This is a genomic window from Mucilaginibacter sp. Mucisp86 (genome assembly GCF_047324315.1).
Taxonomy (GTDB): Bacteria; Bacteroidota; Bacteroidia; order Sphingobacteriales; family Sphingobacteriaceae; genus Mucilaginibacter.
Genome location: NZ_CP168503.1, coordinates 6434637 through 6460173, shown reverse-complemented (window position 1 = coordinate 6460173; position 25537 = coordinate 6434637). Strand labels below are relative to the sequence as shown.

Annotated in this window: 21 protein-coding genes; 8 read left to right on the top strand and 13 right to left on the bottom strand. The window is 42.8% G+C overall.

Translation table 11 applies throughout. The features are described 5' to 3' along the window. Positions 1-169: 169 nt before the first annotated feature. Positions 170-2713, top strand: a complete 2544-nt coding sequence (locus ACEN9X_RS26825) for a mechanosensitive ion channel family protein (protein WP_413668058.1) — start codon at positions 170-172, stop codon at positions 2711-2713. On the opposite strand, the gene ACEN9X_RS26820 is transcribed toward ACEN9X_RS26825, so the two are convergent. Together ACEN9X_RS26820 and ACEN9X_RS26815 are read right to left on the bottom strand one after the other, a co-directional pair. Beyond that, positions 2685-3719, bottom strand: coding sequence for a glycosyltransferase family 2 protein (locus ACEN9X_RS26820; protein ID WP_413668057.1), 1035 nt, complete (start codon positions 3717-3719; stop codon positions 2685-2687). The two genes, ACEN9X_RS26825 and ACEN9X_RS26820, sit on opposite strands and share 29 nt — an antisense overlap. Then, the gene (locus ACEN9X_RS26815) at positions 3716-4600 is read right to left on the bottom strand and encodes a lysophospholipid acyltransferase family protein (RefSeq protein WP_413668056.1); all 885 of its coding nucleotides are present in this window, start codon (positions 4598-4600) and stop codon (positions 3716-3718) included. Before ACEN9X_RS26815 ends, ACEN9X_RS26820 begins: the two co-directional genes overlap by 4 nt. A gap of 35 nt (positions 4601-4635) precedes the next feature. On the opposite strand from ACEN9X_RS26815, the gene ACEN9X_RS26810 reads away from it, so the two are divergent. Both ACEN9X_RS26810 and corA read left to right on the top strand, forming a co-directional pair. Next, positions 4636-5247 carry a WbqC family protein gene (locus ACEN9X_RS26810; RefSeq protein WP_413668055.1) on the top strand — a complete coding sequence of 204 codons (612 nt, stop codon included), beginning with the start codon at positions 4636-4638 and terminating at the stop codon, positions 5245-5247. Next, positions 5248-6372: a magnesium/cobalt transporter CorA gene (gene corA / locus ACEN9X_RS26805; protein ID WP_413668054.1), complete on the top strand. Its 1125-nt coding sequence runs from the start codon at positions 5248-5250 to the stop codon at positions 6370-6372. A 96-nt stretch (positions 6373-6468) separates the two neighbouring features. Here the strand turns inward: corA and ACEN9X_RS26800 are convergent, their stop codons facing one another. After that, entirely contained in the window at positions 6469-6732 is a 264-nt protein-coding gene (locus ACEN9X_RS26800; protein ID WP_413668053.1) for a DUF3820 family protein, read from the bottom strand. Positions 6733-6768: 36 nt separating this feature from the next. Beyond that, positions 6769-7704 carry an MBL fold metallo-hydrolase gene (locus ACEN9X_RS26795; protein WP_121225338.1) on the bottom strand — a complete coding sequence of 312 codons (936 nt, stop codon included), beginning with the start codon at positions 7702-7704 and terminating at the stop codon, positions 6769-6771. Between the two features lie 166 nt (positions 7705-7870). On the opposite strand from ACEN9X_RS26795, the gene ACEN9X_RS26790 reads away from it, so the two are divergent. Continuing rightward, positions 7871-8110: a hypothetical protein gene (locus ACEN9X_RS26790; RefSeq protein ID WP_121225340.1), complete on the top strand. Its 240-nt coding sequence runs from the start codon at positions 7871-7873 to the stop codon at positions 8108-8110. 52 nt (positions 8111-8162) lie between these two features. Here ACEN9X_RS26790 and ACEN9X_RS26785 read toward each other — a convergent pair whose 3' ends face one another. From ACEN9X_RS26785 to ACEN9X_RS26755, 7 genes are all read right to left on the bottom strand, one after another. Next, positions 8163-9473, bottom strand: a complete 1311-nt coding sequence (locus tag ACEN9X_RS26785; RefSeq protein ID WP_413668052.1) for an MFS transporter — start codon at positions 9471-9473, stop codon at positions 8163-8165. A gap of 19 nt (positions 9474-9492) precedes the next feature. Next, complete coding sequence (locus tag ACEN9X_RS26780; RefSeq protein ID WP_413668051.1) at positions 9493-10155, bottom strand: bifunctional 4-hydroxy-2-oxoglutarate aldolase/2-dehydro-3-deoxy-phosphogluconate aldolase; 663 nt, start codon at positions 10153-10155, stop codon at positions 9493-9495. Beyond that, positions 10152-11183, bottom strand: a complete 1032-nt coding sequence (locus ACEN9X_RS26775; RefSeq protein WP_413668050.1) for a PfkB family carbohydrate kinase — start codon at positions 11181-11183, stop codon at positions 10152-10154. The genes ACEN9X_RS26780 and ACEN9X_RS26775 overlap by 4 nt, the downstream gene beginning before the upstream one ends. Then, positions 11184-12584, bottom strand: a complete 1401-nt coding sequence (gene uxaC / locus ACEN9X_RS26770; protein WP_413668049.1) for a glucuronate isomerase — start codon at positions 12582-12584, stop codon at positions 11184-11186. 210 nt (positions 12585-12794) lie between these two features. Beyond that, a complete protein-coding gene (locus tag ACEN9X_RS26765) occupies positions 12795-14495 on the bottom strand; it encodes a sodium/sugar symporter (RefSeq protein WP_413671163.1) in 1701 nt (566 codons plus the stop codon). A 54-nt stretch (positions 14496-14549) separates the two neighbouring features. Further along, positions 14550-15875: a xylose isomerase gene (gene xylA, locus ACEN9X_RS26760; RefSeq protein ID WP_413668048.1), complete on the bottom strand. Its 1326-nt coding sequence runs from the start codon at positions 15873-15875 to the stop codon at positions 14550-14552. A 111-nt stretch (positions 15876-15986) separates the two neighbouring features. Then, positions 15987-17462 (bottom strand): xylulokinase, encoded by a 1476-nt coding sequence (locus tag ACEN9X_RS26755; protein WP_413668047.1) that lies wholly within the window; start codon positions 17460-17462, stop codon positions 15987-15989. A gap of 130 nt (positions 17463-17592) precedes the next feature. Between ACEN9X_RS26755 and ACEN9X_RS26750 the strand changes: the two genes are divergently transcribed. From ACEN9X_RS26750 to ACEN9X_RS26735, 4 genes are all read left to right on the top strand, one after another. Further along, positions 17593-18624 carry a LacI family DNA-binding transcriptional regulator gene (locus ACEN9X_RS26750; protein WP_413668046.1) on the top strand — a complete coding sequence of 344 codons (1032 nt, stop codon included), beginning with the start codon at positions 17593-17595 and terminating at the stop codon, positions 18622-18624. 311 nt (positions 18625-18935) lie between these two features. Further along, the gene (locus ACEN9X_RS26745; RefSeq protein ID WP_413668045.1) at positions 18936-20258 is read left to right on the top strand and encodes a cytochrome ubiquinol oxidase subunit I; all 1323 of its coding nucleotides are present in this window, start codon (positions 18936-18938) and stop codon (positions 20256-20258) included. Continuing rightward, the gene (locus ACEN9X_RS26740; RefSeq protein WP_413668044.1) at positions 20255-21268 is read left to right on the top strand and encodes a cytochrome d ubiquinol oxidase subunit II; all 1014 of its coding nucleotides are present in this window, start codon (positions 20255-20257) and stop codon (positions 21266-21268) included. Before ACEN9X_RS26745 ends, ACEN9X_RS26740 begins: the two co-directional genes overlap by 4 nt. A 115-nt stretch (positions 21269-21383) precedes the next feature. Continuing rightward, complete coding sequence (locus tag ACEN9X_RS26735) at positions 21384-22412, top strand: GntR family transcriptional regulator (RefSeq protein WP_413668043.1); 1029 nt, start codon at positions 21384-21386, stop codon at positions 22410-22412. Positions 22413-22562: 150 nt separating this feature from the next. Here the strand turns inward: ACEN9X_RS26735 and ACEN9X_RS26730 are convergent, their stop codons facing one another. Next, positions 22563-23924 (bottom strand): DUF1080 domain-containing protein, encoded by a 1362-nt coding sequence (locus ACEN9X_RS26730; RefSeq protein WP_413668042.1) that lies wholly within the window; start codon positions 23922-23924, stop codon positions 22563-22565. A gap of 199 nt (positions 23925-24123) precedes the next feature. Further along, positions 24124-25455: a Gfo/Idh/MocA family protein gene (locus ACEN9X_RS26725; RefSeq protein WP_413668041.1), complete on the bottom strand. Its 1332-nt coding sequence runs from the start codon at positions 25453-25455 to the stop codon at positions 24124-24126. Positions 25456-25537 lie beyond the last annotated feature (82 nt).

The following is a 25537-nucleotide window of genomic DNA, read 5'->3' as shown; positions in this document are numbered from 1 at the left end:
CGCTGACTGACTCACATTCAATGAAATCTTCATTGACTTTAAATGATGATTTCAAACGTTTAACGAACTAAATCGGTGGAATTATACAAAAATCAGTGTAATCGATAAAAAAAATAAAACGCTTTTGTCATAAAAGCGTTTAAACATTGCTTTTAGCTTATTGTTCCAGATGCTTAAAATATTCAGAGTTACCGCGCTAAGTTTACTTTTTGTTACGCTGCTATCCAGTGTTAATACGTTTGCTCAAACCAAAAAGAAAAAAACACATTCGGTAAGAGATTCGTTGCGGGCCTCTATCCTCTCGCGCGATTCGATGATGCGGGCGCTTAAACGTTCAGACACATCGGTAAATAATTTGCTACAAAAAGTAGAGTATTATACATCTGCTTTTAACCAGATTAAAAGCAATCTTTCAAAAAAGTTAGACACTGCTGATATCAGCACCAAATTGCCATCGTTTGAGCGGCGAGTTACGTTGATCAAATCGCTTATTGATAATGATAAATCAAGCACACTAAGATATCTATACACTATCAGAGATGTGCTTACCCGCAGCGATGACCAGCTTGACCTGTGGCAGGAGCAGCTTGCCGATATCAATAGCAAACTTGTTCAAAATCAAAATGATCTGGATGCCATATCACGCGATAGCGTACTGAAAATCCTGCCGGCCGATAGTTCATTAGCTACTACGTATCTCATCCAAAAAATAGCTATCGACAGCAAATATCACCGGCTTGATACTACCAATAAAAAGGTGATGGTAAAAATTGGGCTGTTGCAAAACCGAACTTCTGCCGTTTATATTACCATACTTGACCTTAAAGACCAAATTGATACCAAAATCAGGGATTTCAGTATCCGGGCCATGTCGCAGGAATATAGTAATATCTGGAACATGAATGCCGATGAGGGCAGCGACTTCGGCCCGGCAACAAAAGCTACAGCCGACATGAACGCCAAGCTGTTTAGCTTTTTCATTGGCCGGGATATTCTGCTCCATCTTTCGGGCTTGGTGGTTTTATTAGCATTTTTTGCTTGGGTACGTGCCAGTCGCCGAAGGATCTTACGGGATAATGATGCACCCGAAAATGTATTTGACCAGGCCAATTACGTAGTGAACTATCCGTTCGCGTCCTCGCTCATTTTAGCATTTACGCTGCTGCCTAATTTTTATGATCATCCACCGGTAGTGGTATTGGAGATGTTTTTACTGGTATTGATGATAGCCATACTTTACTTGGTAAAAAAGGCCTGTCCGGCGCCTATGTTCCGCTACATGCTCCAATTATTTGGCATTACCCTTATTTATAGCCTGAGCAACCTTTATATCCAGGTTACCAATATCGACAGAATAGCTATTTTAGTTTTAGGTCTTGCAGCATCTGTGCTAAGTTTCAGGTTTTTATCAAAAGTGCGTAAAGCTAAGGATGATTACCTGCCCTATACAAGTTTTATACTTAAGGTTTTTATATTTCTGCAAGCTTCATCCTTTTTATGCAATGTTTTTGGCAGGGTGAGTTTAGCTAAGATCATCGGCGTTAGCGTGGTGTATAACCTATGGCTCGCGCTGGCCTTGTATTACATAGTGCATATCATCATGGAAGCCTTATTCCTGCAACTGGAAGCAGGTAAAAAGAGCAACAACCTTACCTCTTTCATCGACTATAAATTACTTCAAAACAAATTCAGGAGCGTGTTAACCATACTTGCTACTATATTGTGGCTGGTGATGCTTACCCAAAACCTGAATATTGAGGATACAGTATTTGATTACCTGGGCGATTTCCTGACAAAGAACCGAAGCATAGGCGGCACAAATACCCAATTCACATTTCAAAGTGTGATCATTTTTGTAGCGGTGATCTGGCTGTCGTCTATCGCGTCGAAAATCATCAGTTACCTTTATGATATTGCTGCCAAGCATGCCAATGACATTGATGTCGCCAAGAAAAAAAACCGTACTTCTACCCTGCTTATCCGCATTGGAGTGATAGCTTTAGGCTTCTTTTTGGCGGTTGCTGCTTCAGGCGTACCTATTGATAAGATCACCATCATAATAAGTGCCTTTGGTATTGGTATCGGCTTTGGCTTACAAAATATTGTAAACAACCTGGTATCGGGTTTGATACTGGCTTTTGAAAAACCGATACAGGTTGGGGATATTATTGAGGTAGACAGCCGCTCGGGTACCATTATGGATATCGGTATCCGTGCAAGTAAAATAGCTACTGCCGATGGCGCCGAGGTAATTATCCCTAACGGCGACCTGATATCGCACCACGTGATTAACTGGACGCTAAGCAATAACAACCGCCGCGTTGAACTGATCATCGGCGTAGCATATGGATCTAATATTGAGCAGGTTAAGGCAATACTATTAAACTTATTAACTAACCATGATGATATCATGTCCCAGCCGTCGCCTTCTGTATTCCTGCATAATTTAAATGAAAGCTCGGTCGATTTCAGGATATTTTTCTGGGCTGCCGATATCAACACCTGGCTTAAACTTAAGAGCCGCGTATTAGCCGATATTTACGATGCATTTAATCGTGAAGGCATTGATATCCCATTCCGCCAGCAGGATGTGCGGGTTATATGGCCAAAGGGCTTACCACCTATTAAAGTAAAGGTTCCCGGCATAAACGAAACTGAAGAACCGGAACAAGGTACAGACGACACTAAAGCTCCGCAGGATCAAGATCAGTAAAATGGATTTTCTTTTTCACAAAGAAAGCCCAAACAATACTGCCTTTGTAAATACCTGCGGTATTTTGCACTGCGTTGCCTTTCGCCTTTTGCCTTTTACCTTTCGCCTTAAAAAGGCTTAACACAAAGCTTTGGTGCGCCCTGCTTACCGCCCAGGCATCTTTACGCTTGCCTTCCATTAAAAAACGGAGTAAAGCAAGCAAATCCATTATAAAACGGATACAGATCACCCAAAACGCACGTCCAAAAGGAAGGTTCTTTTTGATAAGAAACAAGTTGTTTCTGAAATTAAGATAAGTTTTAAATGGGTTTTCTGCGTTAAGTGTCCCACCACCAACATGAAAAATAGTTGATTCGGCGCAATACATCACTTTATAACCCATGTTTTTTAAGCGCCAGCAAAGGTCGATCTCCTCCATGTGGGCAAAAAAGCTTTCGTCAAAGCCACCAGCTTCATCCCATATTTTCTTTTTGATGAACAATGATGCGCCCGACGCCCAGAATACCTCACCCGATTGCTCGTATTGGCCGTTATCCTTTTCCAGTTCGTAAAAGATCCTGCCACGGCAAAACGGGTAACCATGTTTATCAATAAAGCCACCGGCAGCACCGGCATGTTCAAAATAATCTTTTTGAGCGTATGACCTGATTTTGGGAGCAGCTGCAGCAATTAAGCTATCGCTTTCCATTAATTCGATAACAGGTTCAATCCAGCCGGGGATAACCTCCACATCCGAGTTAAGCAAGATATAATAATCGGCATCAACCTGGGTCAATACACGGTTATAGCCCCCCGTAAAGCCGTAATTTTTATCATTTTGGATGACCCTTACCGACGGGTAGTTTTCGCGCATAAAAGCCACGGAATCATCAGACGAAGCATTGTCGCCCATCACAATCTCCAGGTTGGGATATGTAGATGATAGTACCGAAGGAAGAAATTGTTTAAGGTACTTTATGCCGTTCCAGTTTAAAATAACTACAGCAACTTTAGGTGTATGGGTCATCTATGTAAATCCTCCGGCTTAAACTTCCATCTCCGGTGCGACCATAACCAATACTGTGGTTCTCTCCTGATCATCCCCTCAAGGTATTTCACGTGCATATCTGTTATTTCGTGTTCGGCAGTTTCTTTTGGTGTTTCGGTAAGCGGGATCAGGGTGTATTCGTAGTACCCGCGCTTCACCCGTTTCATGTCGTAAAAAACAACGGCCGCGTCAATTGTTTTAGCAATTTTTTCAATCCCCAAAAATACAGCTGTGGGTTGGTTTAAAAAATTGGTAAAATAGTTTACCTCATGCATTACAGGGGTTTGGTCGCCTACCAGTACGGTTACAGTGAGTTCCTTGCGGTACTCCACCATTTTGCGCAGTGTTTGCTTCATGGCTACCGGCTGCCCGCCAAATCGTGACCGGATTTTAATAAAAAAATCATCGAACGTTTTATTCGATAGATTTTTGTAAACGATCATGAACCTTTTATCGGTAACGAAATTAAAATTGAGGGCCGCCATTTCCCAATTGCAATAGTGCCCTGCAACTGCAATAATACTCTTACCTTTAGCAAAGTACTCGAAAACCAGATCAGAGTTAGTAGCCACAACCCTTTTCTGAATTTGTTTTTCTGATACGGTGATCATTTTAATGGTTTCCACCATTAAATCTGACAGGTAGCGGTAGTATTTTCGTTCAATATCATGGCGCTCCTGATCTGTTTTTTCGGGAAAGGCATTACGGAGATTTTGCTGCACCACATCGCGGCGATAATGAACAATGTGGTAAATAATAACGAATGCTATATCAGATAAAATGTATAAAAACCAAAAGGGAAGCAACGATATCAGGTATAAAATTAATATACCAAACTTAGTAAAGCCCTTTTTTATCATTATTTTCGCCAATTTTGAGCACAAACATAAAATATATGATTGAAAAAGGCGCTGTATTACCTATGTTTTATCTTCCACCGGTAGATTATTTTGTACAGTTAAACACGTACAAGCCTGATATACTGATAGAAAGAGAGGAGCATTTTCCTAAACAAACTTATCGCAACCGGGCTAATATCTATTCGCCCGATGGTATGCTGGCATTGGTTGTGCCCGTAATAAAAGGTTCAAAAAATCATACCAAAGTTAAAGACGTAAAAATAAGCTACGATTTTATGTGGCAGCGCTTACATTGGCAGAGCTTACAGGCTTGCTACCGTCGCTCTGCTTATTTTGAATTTTATGAAGATGACTTTGCGCCTTTTTATGAAAAACAAATTACCTACTTATTTGATTATAACCAGGAGCTTTTGAACCTGCTGCTCAAGCTCACTAAAATAAAAACAGAATTAAGTTACACGGATGAATATCAACCCGAATACCCTAACCTGCATGATTTTCGGTTTTCTATCCATCCAAAAAGGGAAAGCGAAATACAGCAGAAGCCATATTTTCAGGTATTTGAAGACCGGAAGGGCTTTATGAAAAACCTGAGCATTATTGACCTGCTATTTAACCAGGGACCGCAAACAATAAACTATTTGTAAATGAATGGCAACCTGAAGCGTTTACGCTTTAAAAAACATAAACATGCAGGCAATGTAGGCGACAGACCGGGCACTATCAACGTGCCCAGCGATGCGCTTAAGCCCATTATCTCAGTTTATTCTTACAATAAGGATGAATTGGTAACCTGTGAAGGCAAGGACATAAAAACTGCACTAAAGCAGCTCAATAAATGTGATAATCATACCCATTGGATTAAAATAAACGGTTTGGGCGATGCCGACCTGATTGAGCAAATTGGCTTGCATTGCAATATTAATCCTTTAGTGTTGGAGGATATTGCTAACACCCATCAACGCCCTAAATTTGACGAGTATGATGATTATGCTTTTTGCACCAGCAGGATAGTTCATTTCAATAAAGAAAATGAGATTATCAACTGCCAGTTTTCGGCCATTATTAAAGATAACATTATTGTTAGCTTTGAGGAAGATCACACAGATCGTTTTGATGCAGTAAAGGCTCGATTGAAAGCCGGTAAAGGGGCTATTCGTACTGCAGGTCCGGGTTATATGTGTTATGCGCTTACCGATACCATAATCGACAACTATTTTGTTTTATTGGCTCAAATTGGAGATCATCTGGATGCGCTTGAAGATAAGCTTTATGAGAGTGCCGATAAAACAATCATGTTTGATGCCCAGCAGCTAAAACGCACGCTTATTGTTGTACGCCGTGCCAGCTGGCCCGAGCGTGATAAAATCAATGATATGATCCGGTCGGAAAGCCCGCTGATAACCCCAGAAGTTAAATTGTTTTTACGCGATGCCTATGATCACTGCATCCAGGCGATGGACCTTATTGAAAATTATAAAGAGGTAACCTCAAGCATTATCGACCTGTACTTATCAATGGTTAGCAACCGTATGAACGAGATCATGAAGGTGCTTACTATTATTTCGGTGATATTTATCCCGCTTACCTTCATTGCCGGTATTTACGGCATGAACTTTTCGCGCCAGGATGATAAAGGCCATATCCTTCCGGATAACATGCCCGAGTTGTACTGGCACCATGGCTATATTTATGCCATTGTATTTATGTTGCTGATTGCCGTAATACAGGTGTTTGTGTTTTGGAAAAAGGGGTGGTTTAACAGGTTGTAAAGTCCCTGTCCTCAAAAGGGAGTTATCGACAAAAAACAGAAAGAAGCATTACAGTGTGTAGTGCTTCTTTTTTATTTAGGGTGGTAACAAACACTATCAGAATCCTCCCCCTTTAGGGGGCCGGGGGGCTTGGATTTGTTTCTTCACCATGAAAAGGATCTCACCCAGGCCATTTGTTTTGATCTCGAATGTGGTTGATAACAACATCCCCATTTTATCTTTAGTAAAACCCTTGCCGGCCATCCACTCTAGGTATGATACGGGAATATCGGCTATGATAGTACCTTTATATTTGCCGTAAGGCATCCTGGTTTGTACAATATCGATGAGTATTTTGGGGTCTGGTTTTAAATTTTCCACACGGTAAAGGTAAGCACAAACCGGCGGGATTCTTCTTTATTCCTGTAATCCTCGGATAATAAAAAAAGTTGCCAGTGCAGCTGCAATACCGATACTTGCTTTTAATATCCCGCTGCTTACATATGGCGGGATATATTTTACGCCCATTTCATCGGCAATGGCAGGGTGGCCTACATAGCGGCCTTTTGCGGGTATTGCCAACTGCTCAAAATTATCTGCCAGCTCGTGCAGTTCATCATGAAGCTCACGACCGCGCATTACCGGGCCGTGGCCAGCTGCCACCGCGCGAGGCTCAAGAGCAGTAAGCCTGCGGACAGATTCGGCTGCTGCTTCCCAGTCGGTAGTGAAATATCGGGGCGGGCCGGTTAACTTCTTAAACGAACTAAAGGAATACAAAGCTGATTCGGCCTTAGTGGTTGAAAACGCATCGCCTACTACAAGGGTTGAATTTATTGGCAGGAACAGCGAAATATGCCCCGGTGTATGGCCAGGTGTGTGAATGACCTTCCATTCGGGCAGTTCAGGGATCCCTTCCTCCATATCGATTGCCTTTACTTTAGTACCGAGGTTTATGGGCGCTGTAGGAAAAAATACCGATAGCAGGCTCATTACCCCATCACGTAATGAAGGGTCGGCCGGAGGGTACGACGACAGTCCGGTTAAATAAGGCAGCTCCAGCGCATGGGCATAAACGGGTACATTCCATATCTTCAATAGTTCTTCAAGGCCACCTGCGTGGTCGCCATGGCCGTGTGTAAGCACAATAGCGGCCGGCCTTGTTCCCGGGCCAAAAAGGTCCTCGGCCATGGCAATGATCTTACCTGCCGAACCTTTTAACCCCGTGTCAACCAAAACCCAGCCCTTAGCAGCACCGGGACGGTTAGCTATCATGTAAACGTTAACAAACAATAATTTGGTTCCCCATACCCTTTGCGATACCTGGAAATATTTTGTGCTGAGCCTTCTGTTCATGGTTTATAATTGTTAACAAAACATAACTCGTATATTAAAAGTTTTAGCTGTGTTAAATTTAAAAAACAATTTTATCAGCTTAAAAACAAATAATATAGCGACTTACCTGATGCCGGCGCAAACAGAAGTTACCTAAGCCATGTTAGGTTAATAAATCGTAAATATTATGGAACAGCAATTTGATGCTACACTTACAGGAACCGATAGTGAAATTGACGGTATAGCGCAACAGGTAACCCGTCCCGGTTACCCAAATGCCTATGAATTTAAATCGATAGATGAAACGCTGCATTTGGTAATAGCCAGGGATCAAGACGGCGAATGGATCAGGCTTGATGGCACAGAGCCCTACCTTTCAAGCTGGATAGATGAACTTGCCGAACAGGCAGTAAGTCATTCTTTATAAAAAAGAAAGCCGGGGCTAATGCCCCGGCTTTCTGCGTAATAATTCAATCAGTTTAGTCTAACTCAATTGGTTTCATCCGGGGCACTAAAAAGTGCATGATGAGCCAGGCTAAAATGTAAGCGCTTCCGCAAACAAAAAACATAATGTAATAGGCAATCTCAATTTTATGGATTGAACGGTAATAAACGAACAAGTTTTTTTGTACGGCAAGCGACAGGAAAACCCCTCCAATAGACCCAAACATTCCACCCAAACCAGTTACCGAACCAATAGTACGTTTGGGGAACATATCGGAAACTGTAGTGAAAATATTGGCACTCCAGGCCTGGTGCGCTGATGCTGCTATTCCTATTACTATAACCGCAAGCCACATATTTACACCGCCCAAAATTTGAGCAAATATGATGGGTATTACTGCCAGTGCGTAAATAAACATAGATGTTTTACGGGCTTTAAACACCGGCCAATCTTTTTTGATCAGGTTCATGGGCAACCAGCCACCGCCAACGCTACCAAAAGTAGACATGGTATAAACCAGCGCAACAGGTATAGCTATTTGCGTGCCCTTTAAGTTATACTGGCTCTCCAAAAAATCGGGTAACCAAAACAGGTAAAACCACCATATAGGGTCGGTAAGGAATTTCCCTATTACAAATGCCCAGGTTTGCTTAAACGAAAGCAGTTTACCCCATGATATTTTCTTTTGTTCAACAGGCTGCAAAGCTTCGGTTTGGCTGTCATGATCGCTGTTAATGTAATCAAGCTCGGCCTTTGATACTTTACTGTGTTGCGCAGGTGCGCGGTAAATTACCTGCCAAAGTACCAGCCAAATAAAACCGATTGAACCGGTTATAATAAATGCCCAACGCCATCCCCAGGCAACCGCTATAAACGGAACCGTTAACGGAGCTACTATCGCACCTATGTTAGCTCCTGAATTAAAAATTCCTGTAGCAAAAGCACGCTCCTTTTTGGGGAACCACTCTGCAACGGTTTTAATAGCTGCAGGAAAGTTTCCGGCTTCACTGATACCCAAGGCAGAACGTACTACACCAAAGCCGAATGTGCTGCCTACAAAAGCATGGCACACAGCCGAAATACTCCACAGCAGCGTTGAAAGGAAATATCCAAGCTTGGTGCCGATCTTGTCAATGATCCTGCCGGCAGCCAGCAGACCTATAGAATATGCTATTTTAAACGCTATCTCAATATTGGCATAATCGCCATCATTCCACTTAAACTCCTTTGTAAGGTCTGATTTAAGCAGACTGATCACTGCCCGGTCAAGGTAATTAACGGTTGTTGCGAAAAACACCAATGAGCAGATAACCCACCGGTAGTTTCCAACTTTTTCTTCTCTCATTATAATTTAGGTTAACTGGCTATTTAATGGTTTGTACTATTTCCAGCAGCTTCAAAGTATCGTTATACAGCTTGTCGTACTCCTGGTTTTCGAGTACGCTTTTGCTAATGAGCTTGCTGCCCATTCCCACCGCGCATACACCGGCTTTAAACCAGGTACTGATGCTGTCATGGCTCAAGTCAACCCCACCCGTTGGCATGAACAACTGACCGGCAAATAAATCCCTGATAGACGATACAAATTCCGGCCCCAATATATTGGCCGGGAATATTTTTATTAAAGCAACACCGTTTTGTTGGGCTAAATAGATCTCGGTTGGTGTCATGCTCCCCGGAATCCACAACAAGTTATGCTGCGCTGCAAGTTTGCCTACTTCGGGGTTAACAATCGGCGACACGATAAAATCAGCCCCGGCAGCAATAAAAGCCTCGGCTTCCTGCACGCTCTTAATGGTGCCTATACCTAATTCAAGCCCCGGCATTTCGCCATTGGCTAATGCTTGTTTTAAAACCTTAAAATTTTCAAGAGCAGCTTCACCGCGGTTGGTATATTCAAATACCCGGATGCCGGCTTTATAAAGTGTACGGGTTATCTGCAGGCTCACCTCCGGATCTTTGTAAAAGAACAGCGGTAATGTGCCCTGCTTTAATATCGCGTCAAGTACTATATCTTTTTTACTCATTGTTTCATAGCATTATAAATTTCATTAACTGTTTTTGTTGTTGCATCACCTTCAATAAACAGCTTTTCAAAAGCAGCTGCTGTAGCAAAATCTAATAATTGCTGCGGATCCAGCTTGTTATAAAAGCCGTAAATAAGTCCGGCCATAAAGCAGTCGCCGCTACCTACCTTGTCAACCACTGTTTCGGTTGTATAGGTTGGTGAATGATAAAAGCGGTTGCCTGTATAAAGCGAAGTGTAATATTCAACACCTTTGCCGGCATCAAAACGGAAAGTATTAGCTACAGCCCGGCAACGCGGGTAAGCATCCATAATCCTTTCGGACGAATAAAGCCCTTCTTTCAGGTAGATGCTTTGCTGGCCCGACTCATGCATATCTGGCGTAACCGGGATACCAAGCATCGTTTCTTCGGCCCAAACATTGCCCATAATAATATCGGCATATTGTACCAACTTTGGCATGATCTCCACAGGCTTCTTGCCATACTGCCATAATTTGGGGCGATAATTAAGATCGACAGATATGGTAATGTGCTTTCTGCTGGCTGCCTGCAAAACCTCTTCGCAAACATCGGCGGCCAATTGGCTCAAGGCCGGGCAAATCGCACTGAAATGAAACCAGCTTACGCCTTCCAAAACAACATCCCAATTAACCATGCCCGGTTTAAGATCGGCAAAGGCCGAACCTGCACGGTCATATACAATGGCGTTATTCTTTACGTCTTTACCGCGGGTAAGGTAATAAAGCCCTATCCTGTTGCCGCTTTTGTGAATCGCCGAGGTATCAATATTTTTGCCTTGCAGATAGCTGACGATCTGTTCGGAAAGTGCATTATCAGGCAAAGCAGTAAAGTATTTTATCGGCTGCTCCCACAAGGCTAAGGCGTTGGCAACATTAAGCTCAGCGCCGCCTATAAAAAATGGCAGCTTATTTTCCGCAAGCCACTGGCCTTCGCCATCCGGACACATACGTAATAACAGTTCGCCAAAAGACAAGATGCTTCCCTTTGTATTTTCAATATTGCTCATTTAAAAATTGAAATAGTTTTTGGCGTTAAAGTAGCAAATATCACTCACGATCTTCCCTGTCCATTCAATATCATTTGGCAGTTCGCCATTTTCAATATCATCGCCCAACAGGTTACAAAGCAACCTGCGGAAATACTCATGCCTCGGGAATGACATAAAGCTTCGTGAATCGGTAAGCATCCCCACTAAACGGCTCAGCAAACCCATGTTTGATAAAGCGTTCAATTGCTTGATCATGCCGTCTTTCTGATCCAAAAACCACCAGGCCGAACCAAACTGCATTTTGCCTGCAACCGAACCGTCATTGTAATTGCCCACCATGGTAGCAAACAGCTCATTATCGGCCGGGTTAAGGTTATAGATAATCGTTTTGGCCAACTGGTTAGTAGTATCCAATCGGTTCAGGAATTTCGACAACGCCCTGCCTTGTGCAAAATCACCTATAGAATCCCAGCCTGTATCAGGACCTAAATTGGTTAATGCGCGAGCGTTGTTATTTCGTAATGCGCCAAGGTGAAATTGCTGCACCCAGCCTTTTTCGTGATCCCAAATGGCAAAGTAATACAACATAGCCGATTTGAATTTCAGGATCTCTAATGGCAACAATACTTCGTTGCTCCTGATTTTGGTAAAAATGGCAGCTATCTCAGCATCAGTATAATCTTCGGCATAAATTTGCTCCAGGCCGTGATCGGATAATTTGCAGCCGTTTTCGGCGAAGTAATCATGCCTTGCTTTTAACGCCGAAAGATATTCATCAATGTTGGATATGGATACATTTGCCACTGCTTCCAACTGGTCGATGTATTTGTTGAGCCCGGCAATATCGTCTGCATTCATAGCTTTATCAGGGCGGTAAGCGGGCAAGACTTTTACACTGAATGCATCCTGTTTCAGTTTCTGATGATAACTAAGATTATCCAGTGGATCATCGGTTGTACCTACAACCTCTACGTTTTTACTTTTCAGGATATTGCGGATGCTGAATTCTGGCGATTGTAGTTTTTCGTTACACTGGGCATATATTTTTTGTGCCGATACAGGTGAAAGTAACTCATCGATGCCAAAATACCGCTGCAACTCAAGGTGTGTCCAATGATACAATGGGTTTCTTAAAGTATAAGGTACGGTAGCAGCCCAGGCTGTAAACTTTTCCTCATCCGTTTTATTACCGGTGATATAGGCTTCATTAACTCCATTTGCACGCATAGCACGCCATTTATAATGATCGCCATAAAGCCAGATCTGGGTGATATTTTTAAAATTGATATCGTCGGCAATCTGATCTGGCGGAAGATGGCAGTGGTAATCAATAATAGGCTGATGGCTCGCAAACTCGTGATATAAGCGCTGTGCCGTTTTAGTTTGAAGCAAAAAATCCTGGTCTAAAAAATTCTTCATTGGTTGTTAACGGATGTATGCCAGGGTTAGTGACATAGTAGTTTATACTTGTAAGCGGCAAATTACACATCATATAGGCAAGTTGGAAGTAATAAGCCCAAACAATCCACGCAAACGTTTTCGTTAGCGGGTAAAAGTTATCGGCAATTACACAAAAAAGGCGACGAGTATTAACCCATCGCCTTTTCCTGTCTATTGGTAAAATTTCTGCTACCAGAAAATTGAGTACAATGCAACTACGATGCCGGTTACAATTAAGGCGCCTGCTAAGAAACCTCTTGAAGTTTTAAACATTGAACCATCAATTTCAAGGCCGTTTGTTGTAATGCCCCTGGCCTGGTCAATTTTTGAAATAATATACATACCGATAACGCAGAGAATAAATACAAAACCCATACGGTCAAGGAAAGGGATTTCATATAACTTGGTTACCTTATCATCCTGCAGGGCTAATTTTGAGAAACCATACGGCGACAGGAAACTCAGATCAATAAACCTTGGGCAAAGTTTAAAGAAGCATGAGAATATGAACCCGCCAATGGTTGCAAATAACGCGGCATTTGAAGTCGCTTTTTTCCAAAAGAAACCAAGGATAAACATAGCAAAGATACCAGGAGAAACGAAGCCTGTATACTCCTGAATGTATTGGAAGCCCTGTTTGCCTTCGCCCATTAATGCTTTACCGATAAGCTCAGATAACAGGATACCTAATAACAAGGCAACAAGTACGGAGATCTTACCCAGGTTAACCAGTTTTTTATCGGTAGCCTCAGGGTTGATTGCTTTTTTGTAAATATCTAACGTAAAGATGGTAGCAATACTGTTTGCTTTACCTGCTAACGAGGCCACAATTGCAGCTGTTAACGCAGCAAATGAAAGACCTTTTAAGCCGCTTGGCAATAAGTTTAACAGTGATGGATACGCTTTGTTAGGATCCAATACACCTGATGAGCTTGCCATTTCCTGGTGGAACATACCTTTTTGATATAACAGGTAAGCAGCAATACCAGGCAATACCACAATAACAGGCATCAGCAACTTAAGGAAAGCCGCAAACAGGATACCGCCACGGGCTGTTTTAAGGTTTGCACCCAGGGCCCTTTGCGTTATATACTGATTACAGCCCCAGTAGTTAAGGTTGGTGATCCACATACCGCCTATCAGTACCGATAAGCCCGGAAGATCCATATAATTTGGATTATCCTTTTTAAAGATCATATGGAAGTGATCTGTAGCTTCGTTATGCAGGATCTTGAAACCGTTTAATAGGCCCGTAGTACCTTCTTTTTCACTTAATAAAGTAAGTGCAAGGTAAGACGCCATTAACCCACCCAGTATCAATACCGCTACCTGGATAACGTCGGTATAGCCAATAACTTTCATACCTCCCAGGGTAATAACAGCCGAGAATATAGCAAGCAGCCAGATACACAGGTGAATATCCAGGCCTGATATTCCGCTTACAGCTAATGCACCAAGGTAAAGGATCGACATTAAGTTAACCACGATGTACAGCAACAGCCAAAAGATGGCCATGATCATGGCTACTGTTCCGTTATACCGCTGATGCAGGAACTGCGGCATGGTAAAGATCTTGTTTTTAAGATATACCGGGATAAAGAAAACCGCCACAATGATGAGGGTAATAGCAGCCATCCACTCGTAAGTAGATATTGCCAGCCCCATTTTAAATGCAGACCCACTTGTACCTATAAATTGTTCGGCAGAAATATTTGAAGCGATGAGCGATGCGCCGATAGCCCACCAGGTTAAAGATCCTTCGGCCAAAAAATAGTCCTTTGAGGTGGCATCAGCGTTATGTTTACGCTTATACACCCACCAGCCGTAACTGGCAACAATTACAAAGTAGATAAAGAAAACAGCATAATCGCCATTCGAGAGGGTTTTCAGGTTCATTGTTTTGGTTTGTCTTTGGGTTTAATATGTATGATTGACAATTATAAACTATATATATCGATTTATCAAATTTTCGATGTATTCTTGTTTACCGCTTGTCACTTTTGGTTCACCATTAGCGATCGCATAGTTACGCAAATCTTCCAAAGAAACCTTGCCTTCTTCAAAATCTTTCCCGGTGCCGGCATCAAATGAGGCATACCTTTCGGTACGTAATTTTTTGTATTCTGATTTCTGCAGGATGTTATCGGCAGTTATCAACGCCCTTGCAAAAAGATCCATACCACCAATGTGCGCATAGAACAAATCAGCAGGATCAGTTGAGTTACGACGGATCTTGGCATCGAAGTTAATACCACCACCCTGGAAGCCGCCTGCTTCAAGAATAATCAGCATGCACTCAGTGATCTCGTTGATATCATTCGGGAACTGGTCGGTATCCCAGCCGTTTTGGTAATCGCCACGGTTGGCATCTATCGAACCCAATAAACCTGAATCAGCAGCTACCTGAAGCTCATGCTGGAAAGTATGGCCGGCCAATGTAGCGTGGTTAACTTCAAGGTTCAGTTTAAAATCATTGATCAAATCGTATTTCTGTAAAAAGCCTAATACAGTAGCTGCATCATAATCATATTGATGCTTGGTTGGCTCACATGGTTTTGGCTCGATAAAGAATGTGCCTTTAAAGCCTTGTTTACGGGCATAATCTTTAGCTGTGTGTAAAAACTTAGCCAAATGCTCCTGCTCGCGTTTCATATTGGTGTTAAGCAGGCTCATATAACCTTCGCGGCCACCCCAGAAAACATAGTTTTCACCACCTAAAGCGATAGTTGCGTCCATTGCAGCTTTTACCTGCGCACCGGCATGTGCCAATACATGAAAATCGGGATTGGTTGAAGCGCCGTTCATGTAACGTTTGTGGCTAAATAAGTTTGCGGTGCCCCAAAGCAGTTTTACGCCGCTGGCAGCCTGTTTTTGTTTAGCATAATCAACCAAAGCCTGTAAACGACGGTCATTTTCGGCAACGTCATTGCCATAGTCAACTACGTCAACATCGTGGAAACAGTAATAAGGCAGGTTCATTTTAGTCAGGAACTCAAATGCTGCATCCATCTTGTCTTTAGCACGCTCTACAGCGTCTGCTTTTTCATCCCAGGGGAAAACATGCGTTGCGCCACCAAATGGATCGGCACCATTACCGCAGAACGAATGCCAGTAAGCACCTGCAAAGCGTAAATGATCTTTCATGGTTTTGCCAGCCACTACCCTATCAGCGTCGTACCAGCGAAACGCCAGTGGGTTATCTGATTCAAGGCCTTCAAATTTTATCTGGCCTATTTCTTTGAAAAATTCCTTTTCTCCTGTTACTATCATTTTAATTATTGAATTAGTGAGTTATTGAATTAGTGATTTTTTTATTGGATAATTGTTGAATTATTTATTTGGATACACGGGCAACACTTTTCACCTTTAACCTTTTCCCTTTCACCTCAGTTTCGCCTCTAAAAGGGCTTTCCACTCCTGGTAAACAGGTTCAAACTGATCGGTTGTTGGTTCAACCAGTTTAATGGCTTTAATATTGCTGAATGCTTCGGATGGTGATTTGAAAATTCCTGCGCCGATCCCTGCCCCTAATGCTGCGCCAACGCTGCCATCATTATTATAAAGCTCAACGGGTACACCTGTAGCATTTACAAAGGTTTGGGTAAACAGATCGCTCAGGAAAAGGTTGCTTTTGCCTGCACGGATCACAGTTGGGTTCATGCCATTGCCGCGCATAATGTCAAAGCCATAGCGGAATGATGAGGCTATCCCCTCCTGCACAGCCCTGAAAATATGTGCCGGGGTATGCAGGTTAAGATCGATGTTTTGAAAATGCGCGCCTACCTGCTTGTTATTTAACATGCGTTCGGCACCATTGCCAAAGGGCAATACCTGCAGCCCTTCGCTGCCTAAAGGCGCTTTTTCGGCTTCGGCATTCATTTGGTTGTAGCTGTAGCCGGTTCCGAAGGTGTTTTTTACCCAGCGATACAAACTACCTGTTCCGTTAATGCAAAGCAGTACACCAAGTCTTTTTTGTTCGGAGGCATAGTTGACGTGCGCAAAAGTGTTGATGCGCGATTGCTGATCGTAAACCAGTTGATCATCAACACCATATATAACGCCTGATGTGCCCGCAGTAGCTGCTACTTCGCCAGGGTTTAACACATTTAACGATAAAGCATTATTAGGCTGATCGCCTGATTTATAGGTAACCGGGATGCCGGCTTTTAAATTCAGTTTTTCGGCGACGGATGCCTGCAAAGTTCCGTGTGAAGAAAATACGGGGTTAATAACCGGAAACAGGCTTTCATCAAAACCAAAGTAACTGACAACCTCTTTGGAGATGCCATTAGTCTTGAAATCAAAGAACACACCTTCAGACAGCGCCGATACCGATGTGGTAATCTCCCCGGTTAGTTTCATGGCAATATAATCGCCAGGCAGCATGATCTTATCAATTTTGCTGTAAATCTCCGGTTCATTTTCCTTTACCCAGGCCAGTTTGGAAGCCGTAAAGTTCCCCGGAGAATTAAGCAGATGCGACAGGCAATGCTCCTCGCCTATTGCTGCAAAAGCTTTATCACCAATTTCAACGGCGCGGCTATCGCACCATATAATACTATCGCGAAGTACGTTTTGATCCTTATCAACAAGTACAAGCCCGTGCATTTGATAAGCGATACCAATGGCAGCTATATCGCTTGGGTTGTAACCGCCTTTAGCATGACAGCGCTCCAATGCTTTTTGTGCCTGCTCCCACCACATTGATGGTGATTGCTCGGCCCAGCCGGGGTGCAATGCTTTTATTGGCGACTCCTGGTCGGGGTATTGTGCCGAAGCAATTGTATTTTGAGTTGCGGCATCAACAACACTTACCTTTACCGACGACGTACCTATATCGATCCCTAATAACAGCATAGCCTATTCAGATTTTTGTATGATTTTTTGGTTGTATTTATTAATTGGTAACTTAACGCAACGAAAATAAAGAAATAAATAAAAATTGCAATCGATTGCGTAAAATATTTTTTCCAACTTGCACGCTATAATGAAGAAAGTTAAACGTACCACCATTTATGACATTGCCGCCAAGCTCGGCATAACTGCCTCTTCGGTATCAAGGGCACTGAACAACAGCAGCCAGGTAAACGAAAAAACAAGGGAGCTGATCATTAAAACTGCCGATGAGCTGAATTACAAACGCAATACCCTTGCTTCAAACCTGCGCAAGGGGCATTCAAAAACCATTGGCGTGGTGGTACCACGGATAAACCAGAACTTTTTCAGTAATGTAATAGCCGGGATTGAGGAAACAACCTATCAAAAAGGATACAACCTGATCATCTGCCAGTCGGGCGAGGTGCATGATAAAGAAATTCAGTGCGTAAATACTTTGATTAACCAACATGTGGATTGCATTGTGATCTCTGTATCAGCTGATAGCTATGATTACCAGCACCTGCAAAACGTACTTGACCATGGTATTCAATTGATTCAGTTTGACCGCGTTGCGGAAGAACTGGAAACGCTTAAAGTGATCAATGATAACGAACAGGCTTCATTTGAAGCGGTATCGCACCTGATAGAAAACGGATATAAACGTATTGCTTTACTGGAAGGCCCGCAAAACCTGAATATTTTTCGCCAGCGTAAAAATGGGTACCTGCGGGCCTTGGAAACACATAAAGTGAAAGTTATTGATGAATTGGTAGTTGAAAACGCCTGGACAAAAGAGCTTGGTGCCGAAGCTACCCGTAAACTGCTTAATCTCCCCCACCCACCGGACGCCATATTTGCATCGACATCTGATTTTTCGGCTTTAGGTGTTTTGGAGGTTGCTAATGTTATGAATATCAAGGTACCTGCAGAATTGGGCATTTGCGGTTACTCCAATGAAGCGTTTACAGAGATAACCAGTCCGTCGATAACTACTATAGATCAGTTCAGTATTTATATGGGCAAAACCATTGGCAATCTGTTTTTCCAGGAGAACGCCAGTACTGAGGTTTCGGTTAAACCAAAGATCATCAGTATAAAACCGGAATTGATCATCAGGGGATCAACGACGAAAAAAGGGTAAGCCCGAGCCCCTCTAAATCTCCCCTGAAGGGGAGACTTGAAAAAAGCAACTGGCGCAAGTATGAAGAGCTGGCAAAGAGCAGAAAGGTTAATTGTGACGATCTAAAACAGTCACGGGTACTTTACGCTTTCGGCCAGCGCTGCATGCTCGCGCCAGAAAAAGGTTTTATAGCTCAATTATTACTAAATAATCACTACTAATCCAACTTTTCTTCAATAAAAAACACACTTTAAATTCAATATCGATAAGCATTTAGTTACAGATTTGTTACATTAAGCCTTAATTTCAACCATTATTTAAGTATAATACTTATGGATGATTTTTTAGCGGCCAGATCCCAAATGGCCTTATCGTTAGGTTTTCATATCATATACTCCTGTATCGGTATGGTGATGCCGGTTTTTATGGCCATATCACACTTCAAATGGATAAAGACGCAGGATCCTGTTTATAAAAACATCACTGTTGCCTGGAGCAAGGGCGTGGCTATCTTTTTTGCCACCGGTGCTGTATCGGGCACCATGCTCTCGTTTGAGCTTGGTTTGCTTTGGCCGGGCTTTATGAGGCATGCCGGACCTATCTTTGGTATGCCATTCTCCCTGGAAGGTGTGGCCTTTTTTATTGAGGCGATAGCATTAGGCTTATTCCTTTACGGGTGGAACCGGTTAAATAACTGGGTACACTGGACAGCCGGAATCATTGTTGGTGTGAGCGGTGTTGCATCCGGCATCCTGGTTGTAGCCGCCAATTCGTGGATGAATAGTCCGTCAGGATTTGATTTTGTGAACGGGCAGTATATTAATATCGACCCGGTAAAAGCCATGTTCAACAAGGCCTGGTTTTCCGAATCATTACATATGATCATTGCAGCGTTTTCAGCAACAGGTTTCGCAGTAGCGGGCATCCATGCGTTAATGATATACAGAAAGAAAAACATTGCTTTCCATACCAAGGCATTTAAAATCGCCATTATATTCGGAGCAGCAGCAGCAATTCTGCAACCCTTTAGCGGTGACCTTTCGGCCAAAAACGCAGCCAAACGTCAGCCTGCAAAACTGGCCGCAATGGAGGCATACTTCCACACTCAGGAATATGCACCGCTGGTTATTGGCGGCATTCCGGATACAGCAGCTAAAAAGGTAAATTACGGTATAGAAATTCCTGGTTTATTAAGCTTCTTAGTACATGATAACTTTAAAACGCCGGTAAACGGGTTGGATAAGATCCCTGTAAAAAATCAACCACCGGTAGCCGTTACGCACTACGCGTTCCAGATCATGGTAGGTATAGGCGTTTTGATGATGCTGATCGGGATCATCTATTTTTATGAACTCTGGAAAAAGAAAGACCTGATCTCCAAACCCTGGTTTCTGAAAACCTTCATTTGGGCTACCCCACTTGGTTTTATAGCCCTTGAAGCCGGGTGGACAGTTACAGAAGTTGGTCGACAGCCCTGGATTATACAGGGTGTTATGCGCACCAGCGAGGCGGTTACCCCCATGCCCGGCATTCAGTATTCGTTTTACCTGTTCAGCTTTATTTATTTTACGCTGAGTGTTGCTGTTATATTTTTATTGAAAAGGCAGATACAGATGGTGCCCGAATTGTATGACCGTAAAACTGCACAGCCATGATGCTATATATTGTAATCCTCTTCCTTTTTGCGGCAATCACGCTTTACTTTTTATTAGGCGGGGCCGATTTCGGTGCAGGCATAATCGAACTTTTTACATCAACAGATAATAAACACCGCACCCGTAAGATCATGTACCAGGCCATCGGCCCTATTTGGGAGGCCAACCACATGTGGCTCATCATTACTGTGGTGGTGCTATTTGTTGGATTCCCGGTTATTTACAGCGAAATGTGTATTTACCTACATATTCCGTTATTGATAATGCTACTTGGTGTAATTGCCCGGGGTACGGCATTTTCATTCCGTAACTATGATGCTATTAAAGACGAAAAAACACAGGCTTTTTATACCCACATATTCGTTTATTCTAGCTTTGTTACACCGCTGTTCTTGGGCATCATCGCTGGCAGTGCTTTATCGGGTCAAATTGATCCAAAAGCTACTGACTTCGTACATGCTTACATATTTAGCTGGTTTAATTGGTTTTCGGTATCCGTTGGCTTTTTTACCGTGGCACTGTGCGGCTTCCTTGCAGCTATATATATAGTAGGCGAAACTGAAGACGTTGACGAAATCAAGCGTTATATCCGCAAGGCAAAAATCATGAACATTGCTGCGGTAATATGTGGTGCATTAGTGTTCTTAGCATCTCATTTTGAACATGTTCGTCTTGCAAACTGGATTTTTGGCAACCCCGTAAGTTTAGTTGCAGTAATAGCTGCAACAATTTCATTAGCTGTGCTTTATCTGATCATATCACATCGCCGAAACCGGCAATGGATCAGGGTACTGGCAGCTTTCCAGGTGTGTATGATATTGATATCGGTTGGGTTTTCACGCTTCCCAAGGTTTGTTATTTTTAAGGATGGCAGTTCGATGTCTTTACTTACCGAACACGCCAACAGCAACAGTATAGATGACTTAGGCATTGGTTTATTGGTAGGCAGTTTATTTATATTGCCGGCGTTGGGGTATTTGTATTATGCGTTTAAAAAGAAAGACCGCTGAGTTTTTTGATTACGCTGATTTCGTTGATTCTATATTGACCGGTAAAGCTCGACATAGCCATCTTTGTCTATCCTGTCGAGGGTAAAAATGCGCTTTCAAATATTACATTTGTGATGTGAAGAATTATTTAAAGATCTTATCGATAGACGAGTACTCCATTACGCCTAAATACCTGCAGCTATCTAATGCTATCATCGGGGCTATTGAAAGCGGGCAGATAGTAAAGGACGATATGCTTCCTTCTATTAATGACCTGAGCTATGCGCTGGATACTTCACGCAATACCATTGAACGTGTTTACAAGGAACTAAAAGAGAAAGGCATTGTAAGCTCGGTGCCAGGCAAAGGTTTTTTTATTTCAAATACCGATTTTCAGAAGCCGGTTAAGATCTTCTTGCTGTTCAATAAACTTAGCGCTCATAAAAAAATCATTTACGATGCCTTTGTAGCTACTATTGGCGAACAGGCTGCAATTGATTTTTATATCTACAATAATGATTTTTACTTTTTTAAAAAGATCATAACCGAAAGTATCCAGGCCGATTATGCAAAATACATTGTTATCCCCCATTTCATAGATAATGAAACCAAGGCGCATGAGATCATCAACACCATTCCTAAGGATAAACTGATTTTGTTGGATAACCTGGTTCCGGGTGTAAACGGCAAATTTGCAGCGATCTACGAAAACTTCGCTACTGATGTTTACGAAGCCCTTAAAAGCATGCTGGACAACCTGAGCAAATACCATACGCTCAAGCTAATCTTCCCCGGTAAAACCTATCACTCTAAGGAGATTATGAAGGGTTTCCTGAATTTTTGCAGGCAATACGCTTTTGAATACGGTATAGTTGAAACATTATCTACAGAAACTATCCAGAAAAATACCGTATATATTAGTCTTACAGAGGACGACCTGGTTGACCTCATTAAAAACATCATCGCCTCCGACTTAAAAGTAGCCAAAGATGTAGGTGTGATATCTTATAACGAAACAGCGCTTAAGGAGATCATTCTTGACGGTATTACCACCATATCAACCGATTTTAAACTCATGGGCAGCAAAGCAGCTGAGTTTGCTTTGAACAATTGCCATGAGCATTTTGCAGTGCCATTTACCGTGAGGTTGAGGAGTTCGTTGTAACCCCCTTAACCACCTAAAGGGGGGAACGATAGTTAGAGAGGTTGAAGCGTAGCGAAGACTTACGAAGTTTCAGAAACTTCGTAAGTCTGGGTTCAATTCTTGCGTTTGTTAGCAATGAGCGCAAGATATATAGAAGAATAAAGAGCCCCCTTACTTCAATTCCCTAACCTTGATACTCCTGAAAAACACCTCATTCCCATGATCCTGCAATAACAAATGACCTTCGGCAGCTTCGCCAAAGTTTTTCCAGATCTTATACTTGCTTATGGCTACCAGGTCGCGGAAAGCTGTTGAACCGCGTTCATATTCCAATACTTTTACCCCATTCAGATAATGTTCAACATGATTGTTTGGATAAACCACCACGCGGCCAATATTCCATGCTCCTATCGGGTGAACAAAACGATCCTGTTTGTTGGCTTTTATCAGGTCGTATAATGAAGCTAAGGTGCGGTCACCGTCGCGGCCAAGTTTGGCATCTGGGTGCAGTTTATCATCAAGCACCTGGTACTCCAGACCAATAGCCGAACCCTTGGTAACCTCGGACAGGGTTACAAAATATTTAACACCACTATTAGCCCCCGGAGTAAGTTTAAATTCAAACGACAGGTCAAAAGCACTATAATTATCATTGGTTACAATATCGCCGCCGCCTGATTCTTCCTGCCCGGCAGATGGCAATACGTGCATAGTGCCATCAGCGTATTCCCAGCCTTTTTCAGGGAAACCTTTAAGGGTTGCACCGCGCCAGCCGGTATTGGTTTTACCATCGTATAAAAGTTTCCAGCCGTTTGCCTTTTCGGCAGCGGTTAAGCTGTTGGGTGTAAGATTAACTACATACACATCCTTTGGAAACGGGGTAGCCTTTAAGTTGGTGGTCTTCAGATTAATATTTTTGAAGTACACCTTTTTCCCTGCTTGTTTTTCTTCGCTTACAGCATGTACCTGCAAAGCTATAAAGCCTTTGCTATCAATAGTATCAACTACATCGCCGGCTGGCATTCCGTTTACCCAGGTTTTCATTTCGTTGCCGATGCATTCAATTTTGATGTGATTGTATTCGCCTACTTTAAAAGCATCTTTGGCTTTGGGATTGAGATCAAGCGGATAAAGCCAATCGCGCCGACCTTCGTCATAAATGCCACCAGTCCATTTGCGTGATGACGGGTCAATTTCAAACTGCCGGCCATAAACTTTGCCTTTGCCCTTATTACCTTCCGGGTCAAAATGGCTACGGGTTTGCACGCCCGAGTTACTTAGTTCACTTTCAATTTTAGCATCCAGTTCTAATATGAAATTGCCATATTCCTTCTCGGTAACTAAGAATGAATTACCTGAGTTAAGTACGGTGGTACCAACAATAGCTCCATCTTCTACTTTATAATCGGCATTGCCGGCAAGCCGTTTCCATCCTTTAAGGGTTTTACCATCAAATAATTTGGTTTGCGCGCTTACAGGGCTCAATGCCGTTGACGCCAAAAGCATAATTGCTGGGTAGATTATTTTTTTCATTGATTGATATTTTCTTGTTTGATTTTAAATAGATGTCATTGCGAGCGATAGCGCGGCAAGTTTAAACCGGCTGTCATGCTGAGGAACGAAGCATCTTCTTCACTCTGTATAGCGATTTTGCTTATCGAAGAAGATCCTTCGCTATCGCTCAGGATGACAAAAGGTTATCGCGGTCGTTTTTTAGTTAGCGATACTGGCATTATACCTTTACCTCCCAACCTTTCTCATACTCCCTGCTCCAAAGCTTTTGTGCTTCGGGATCTTTCAATATATGACCGTTGTTGGGATCGATGTGCAGCACCCGGTCAACGCGATATGAGATATTGCCTAATTGCGGCAACAGGGTTGATTTAAAACCAATCTCAATCGGGCAGTTCAGCTTATCCGTCCCCCGTATCGAATCGGCAAAGTTTTTCATATGGAAACCATCCAGTGCTTCGGTTGGGCTTACTTTATTGGTGCCATCTACTTTGGTATCATCTTTAATCTCTTTCACCAGTTTGTTATCGCCGTCATAAACGCGATAACTATTGCCACTGTCATAAAACAGCGTTCCTTTATCGCCATAAAACACCACTCCCCTGCTTAATTTTTCAATATCGAAGCCATTGCAACTGCGGCATTCCCATTCGGCCGCTGTGTTATTGGGGAAATTGTAAAGTACATTTTGCGTATCGGGTGTTTGCCAATCGTCATCAAAATGGAAGCGGCCACCTGTTGACACTACCTTATTTGGATAGTCGACGCCAAGCCCCCAGCGAATTACGTCAAGTTCGTGCGTGCCATTGTTCAAGGCCTCACCTGTGCCCCAGTTCCAAAACCAATGCCAATTATAGTGGATCAGGTTATCCTGGTAAGGCTTTCTTGGCGCTGGGCCCTGCCATAAATCGTAATTTAAATTAGCAGGTACCGGTACCTGTTTGCCTTTGCCAATGCTTGCCCGATGATTGGTATACCAGCCCTTCGCATAATAAGTACGGCCGATTACACCGTCATGCAGTTCTTTTACCATGGCCTGCACGTTAGAAAACGAACGGCGCTGGCTCCCCATTTGCACTAGTCGTTTATATTTATTTGCAGCTTCAACAGCCATCTCCCCTTCATGCGGATTATGGCTGCATGGTTTTTCAACATAAACATGTTTACCGGCCTGGCAAGCCATGATAGTTGCCGGCGCGTGCCAATGATCGGGCGGCGCAACTACTACAGCATCAATATCCTTTATCTCCAGCATTTTGCGGATATCTGTTAAACCCTGCGGCTTTTTCCCCGTTTGTTTGTAGATCGCATCAATCGTTTTAGCAACCACATTCGAATCAACATCGCAGATATACCCGATCTCAACATTGGGCAATTTAGCAAAGCTTTGAGCGAGATACAGCCCACGGCTGTTGGTGCCCATCATGCCTAATACAACTTTTTCATTGGGCGATCCTTTAAAAAATCCGGCAGCTTTTGACAGTTGAGGTGCAAGTAAAAAACTTGTACCCGCTACAGCGGTTGATTGAATAAACTTTCGACGGTTAATCATTTTTCAAAACAGGTTAATTGGATTTATAAGCATGCCTCGGCGGGCAGCCCCGCAAATTAGCTAAGTTTTGTAAAGGACTAAA

What these genes read in the sequence shown, in the direction of transcription:
- ACEN9X_RS26750 (WP_413668046.1), top strand. Translation starts at nt 17,593, where the DNA reads ATGAAGAAAGTTAAACGTACCACCATTTATGACATTGCCGCCAAGCTC.
- xylA (WP_413668048.1), bottom strand. Translation starts at nt 15,875, where the DNA reads ATGATAGTAACAGGAGAAAAGGAATTTTTCAAAGAAATAGGCCAGATA.
- ACEN9X_RS26815 (WP_413668056.1), bottom strand. Translation starts at nt 4,600, where the DNA reads ATGATAAAAAAGGGCTTTACTAAGTTTGGTATATTAATTTTATACCTG.
- ACEN9X_RS26790 (WP_121225340.1), top strand. Translation starts at nt 7,871, where the DNA reads ATGGAACAGCAATTTGATGCTACACTTACAGGAACCGATAGTGAAATT.
- ACEN9X_RS26795 (WP_121225338.1), bottom strand. Translation starts at nt 7,704, where the DNA reads ATGAACAGAAGGCTCAGCACAAAATATTTCCAGGTATCGCAAAGGGTA.
- ACEN9X_RS26740 (WP_413668044.1), top strand. Translation starts at nt 20,255, where the DNA reads ATGATGCTATATATTGTAATCCTCTTCCTTTTTGCGGCAATCACGCTT.
- ACEN9X_RS26820 (WP_413668057.1), bottom strand. Translation starts at nt 3,719, where the DNA reads ATGACCCATACACCTAAAGTTGCTGTAGTTATTTTAAACTGGAACGGC.
- ACEN9X_RS26745 (WP_413668045.1), top strand. Translation starts at nt 18,936, where the DNA reads ATGGATGATTTTTTAGCGGCCAGATCCCAAATGGCCTTATCGTTAGGT.
- ACEN9X_RS26785 (WP_413668052.1), bottom strand. Translation starts at nt 9,473, where the DNA reads ATGAGAGAAGAAAAAGTTGGAAACTACCGGTGGGTTATCTGCTCATTG.
- ACEN9X_RS26725 (WP_413668041.1), bottom strand. Translation starts at nt 25,455, where the DNA reads ATGATTAACCGTCGAAAGTTTATTCAATCAACCGCTGTAGCGGGTACA.
- ACEN9X_RS26825 (WP_413668058.1), top strand. Translation starts at nt 170, where the DNA reads ATGCTTAAAATATTCAGAGTTACCGCGCTAAGTTTACTTTTTGTTACG.
- ACEN9X_RS26780 (WP_413668051.1), bottom strand. Translation starts at nt 10,155, where the DNA reads ATGAGTAAAAAAGATATAGTACTTGACGCGATATTAAAGCAGGGCACA.
- ACEN9X_RS26775 (WP_413668050.1), bottom strand. Translation starts at nt 11,183, where the DNA reads ATGAGCAATATTGAAAATACAAAGGGAAGCATCTTGTCTTTTGGCGAA.
- uxaC (WP_413668049.1), bottom strand. Translation starts at nt 12,584, where the DNA reads ATGAAGAATTTTTTAGACCAGGATTTTTTGCTTCAAACTAAAACGGCA.
- corA (WP_413668054.1), top strand. Translation starts at nt 5,248, where the DNA reads ATGAATGGCAACCTGAAGCGTTTACGCTTTAAAAAACATAAACATGCA.
- ACEN9X_RS26755 (WP_413668047.1), bottom strand. Translation starts at nt 17,462, where the DNA reads ATGCTGTTATTAGGGATCGATATAGGTACGTCGTCGGTAAAGGTAAGT.
- ACEN9X_RS26810 (WP_413668055.1), top strand. Translation starts at nt 4,636, where the DNA reads ATGATTGAAAAAGGCGCTGTATTACCTATGTTTTATCTTCCACCGGTA.
- ACEN9X_RS26730 (WP_413668042.1), bottom strand. Translation starts at nt 23,924, where the DNA reads ATGAAAAAAATAATCTACCCAGCAATTATGCTTTTGGCGTCAACGGCA.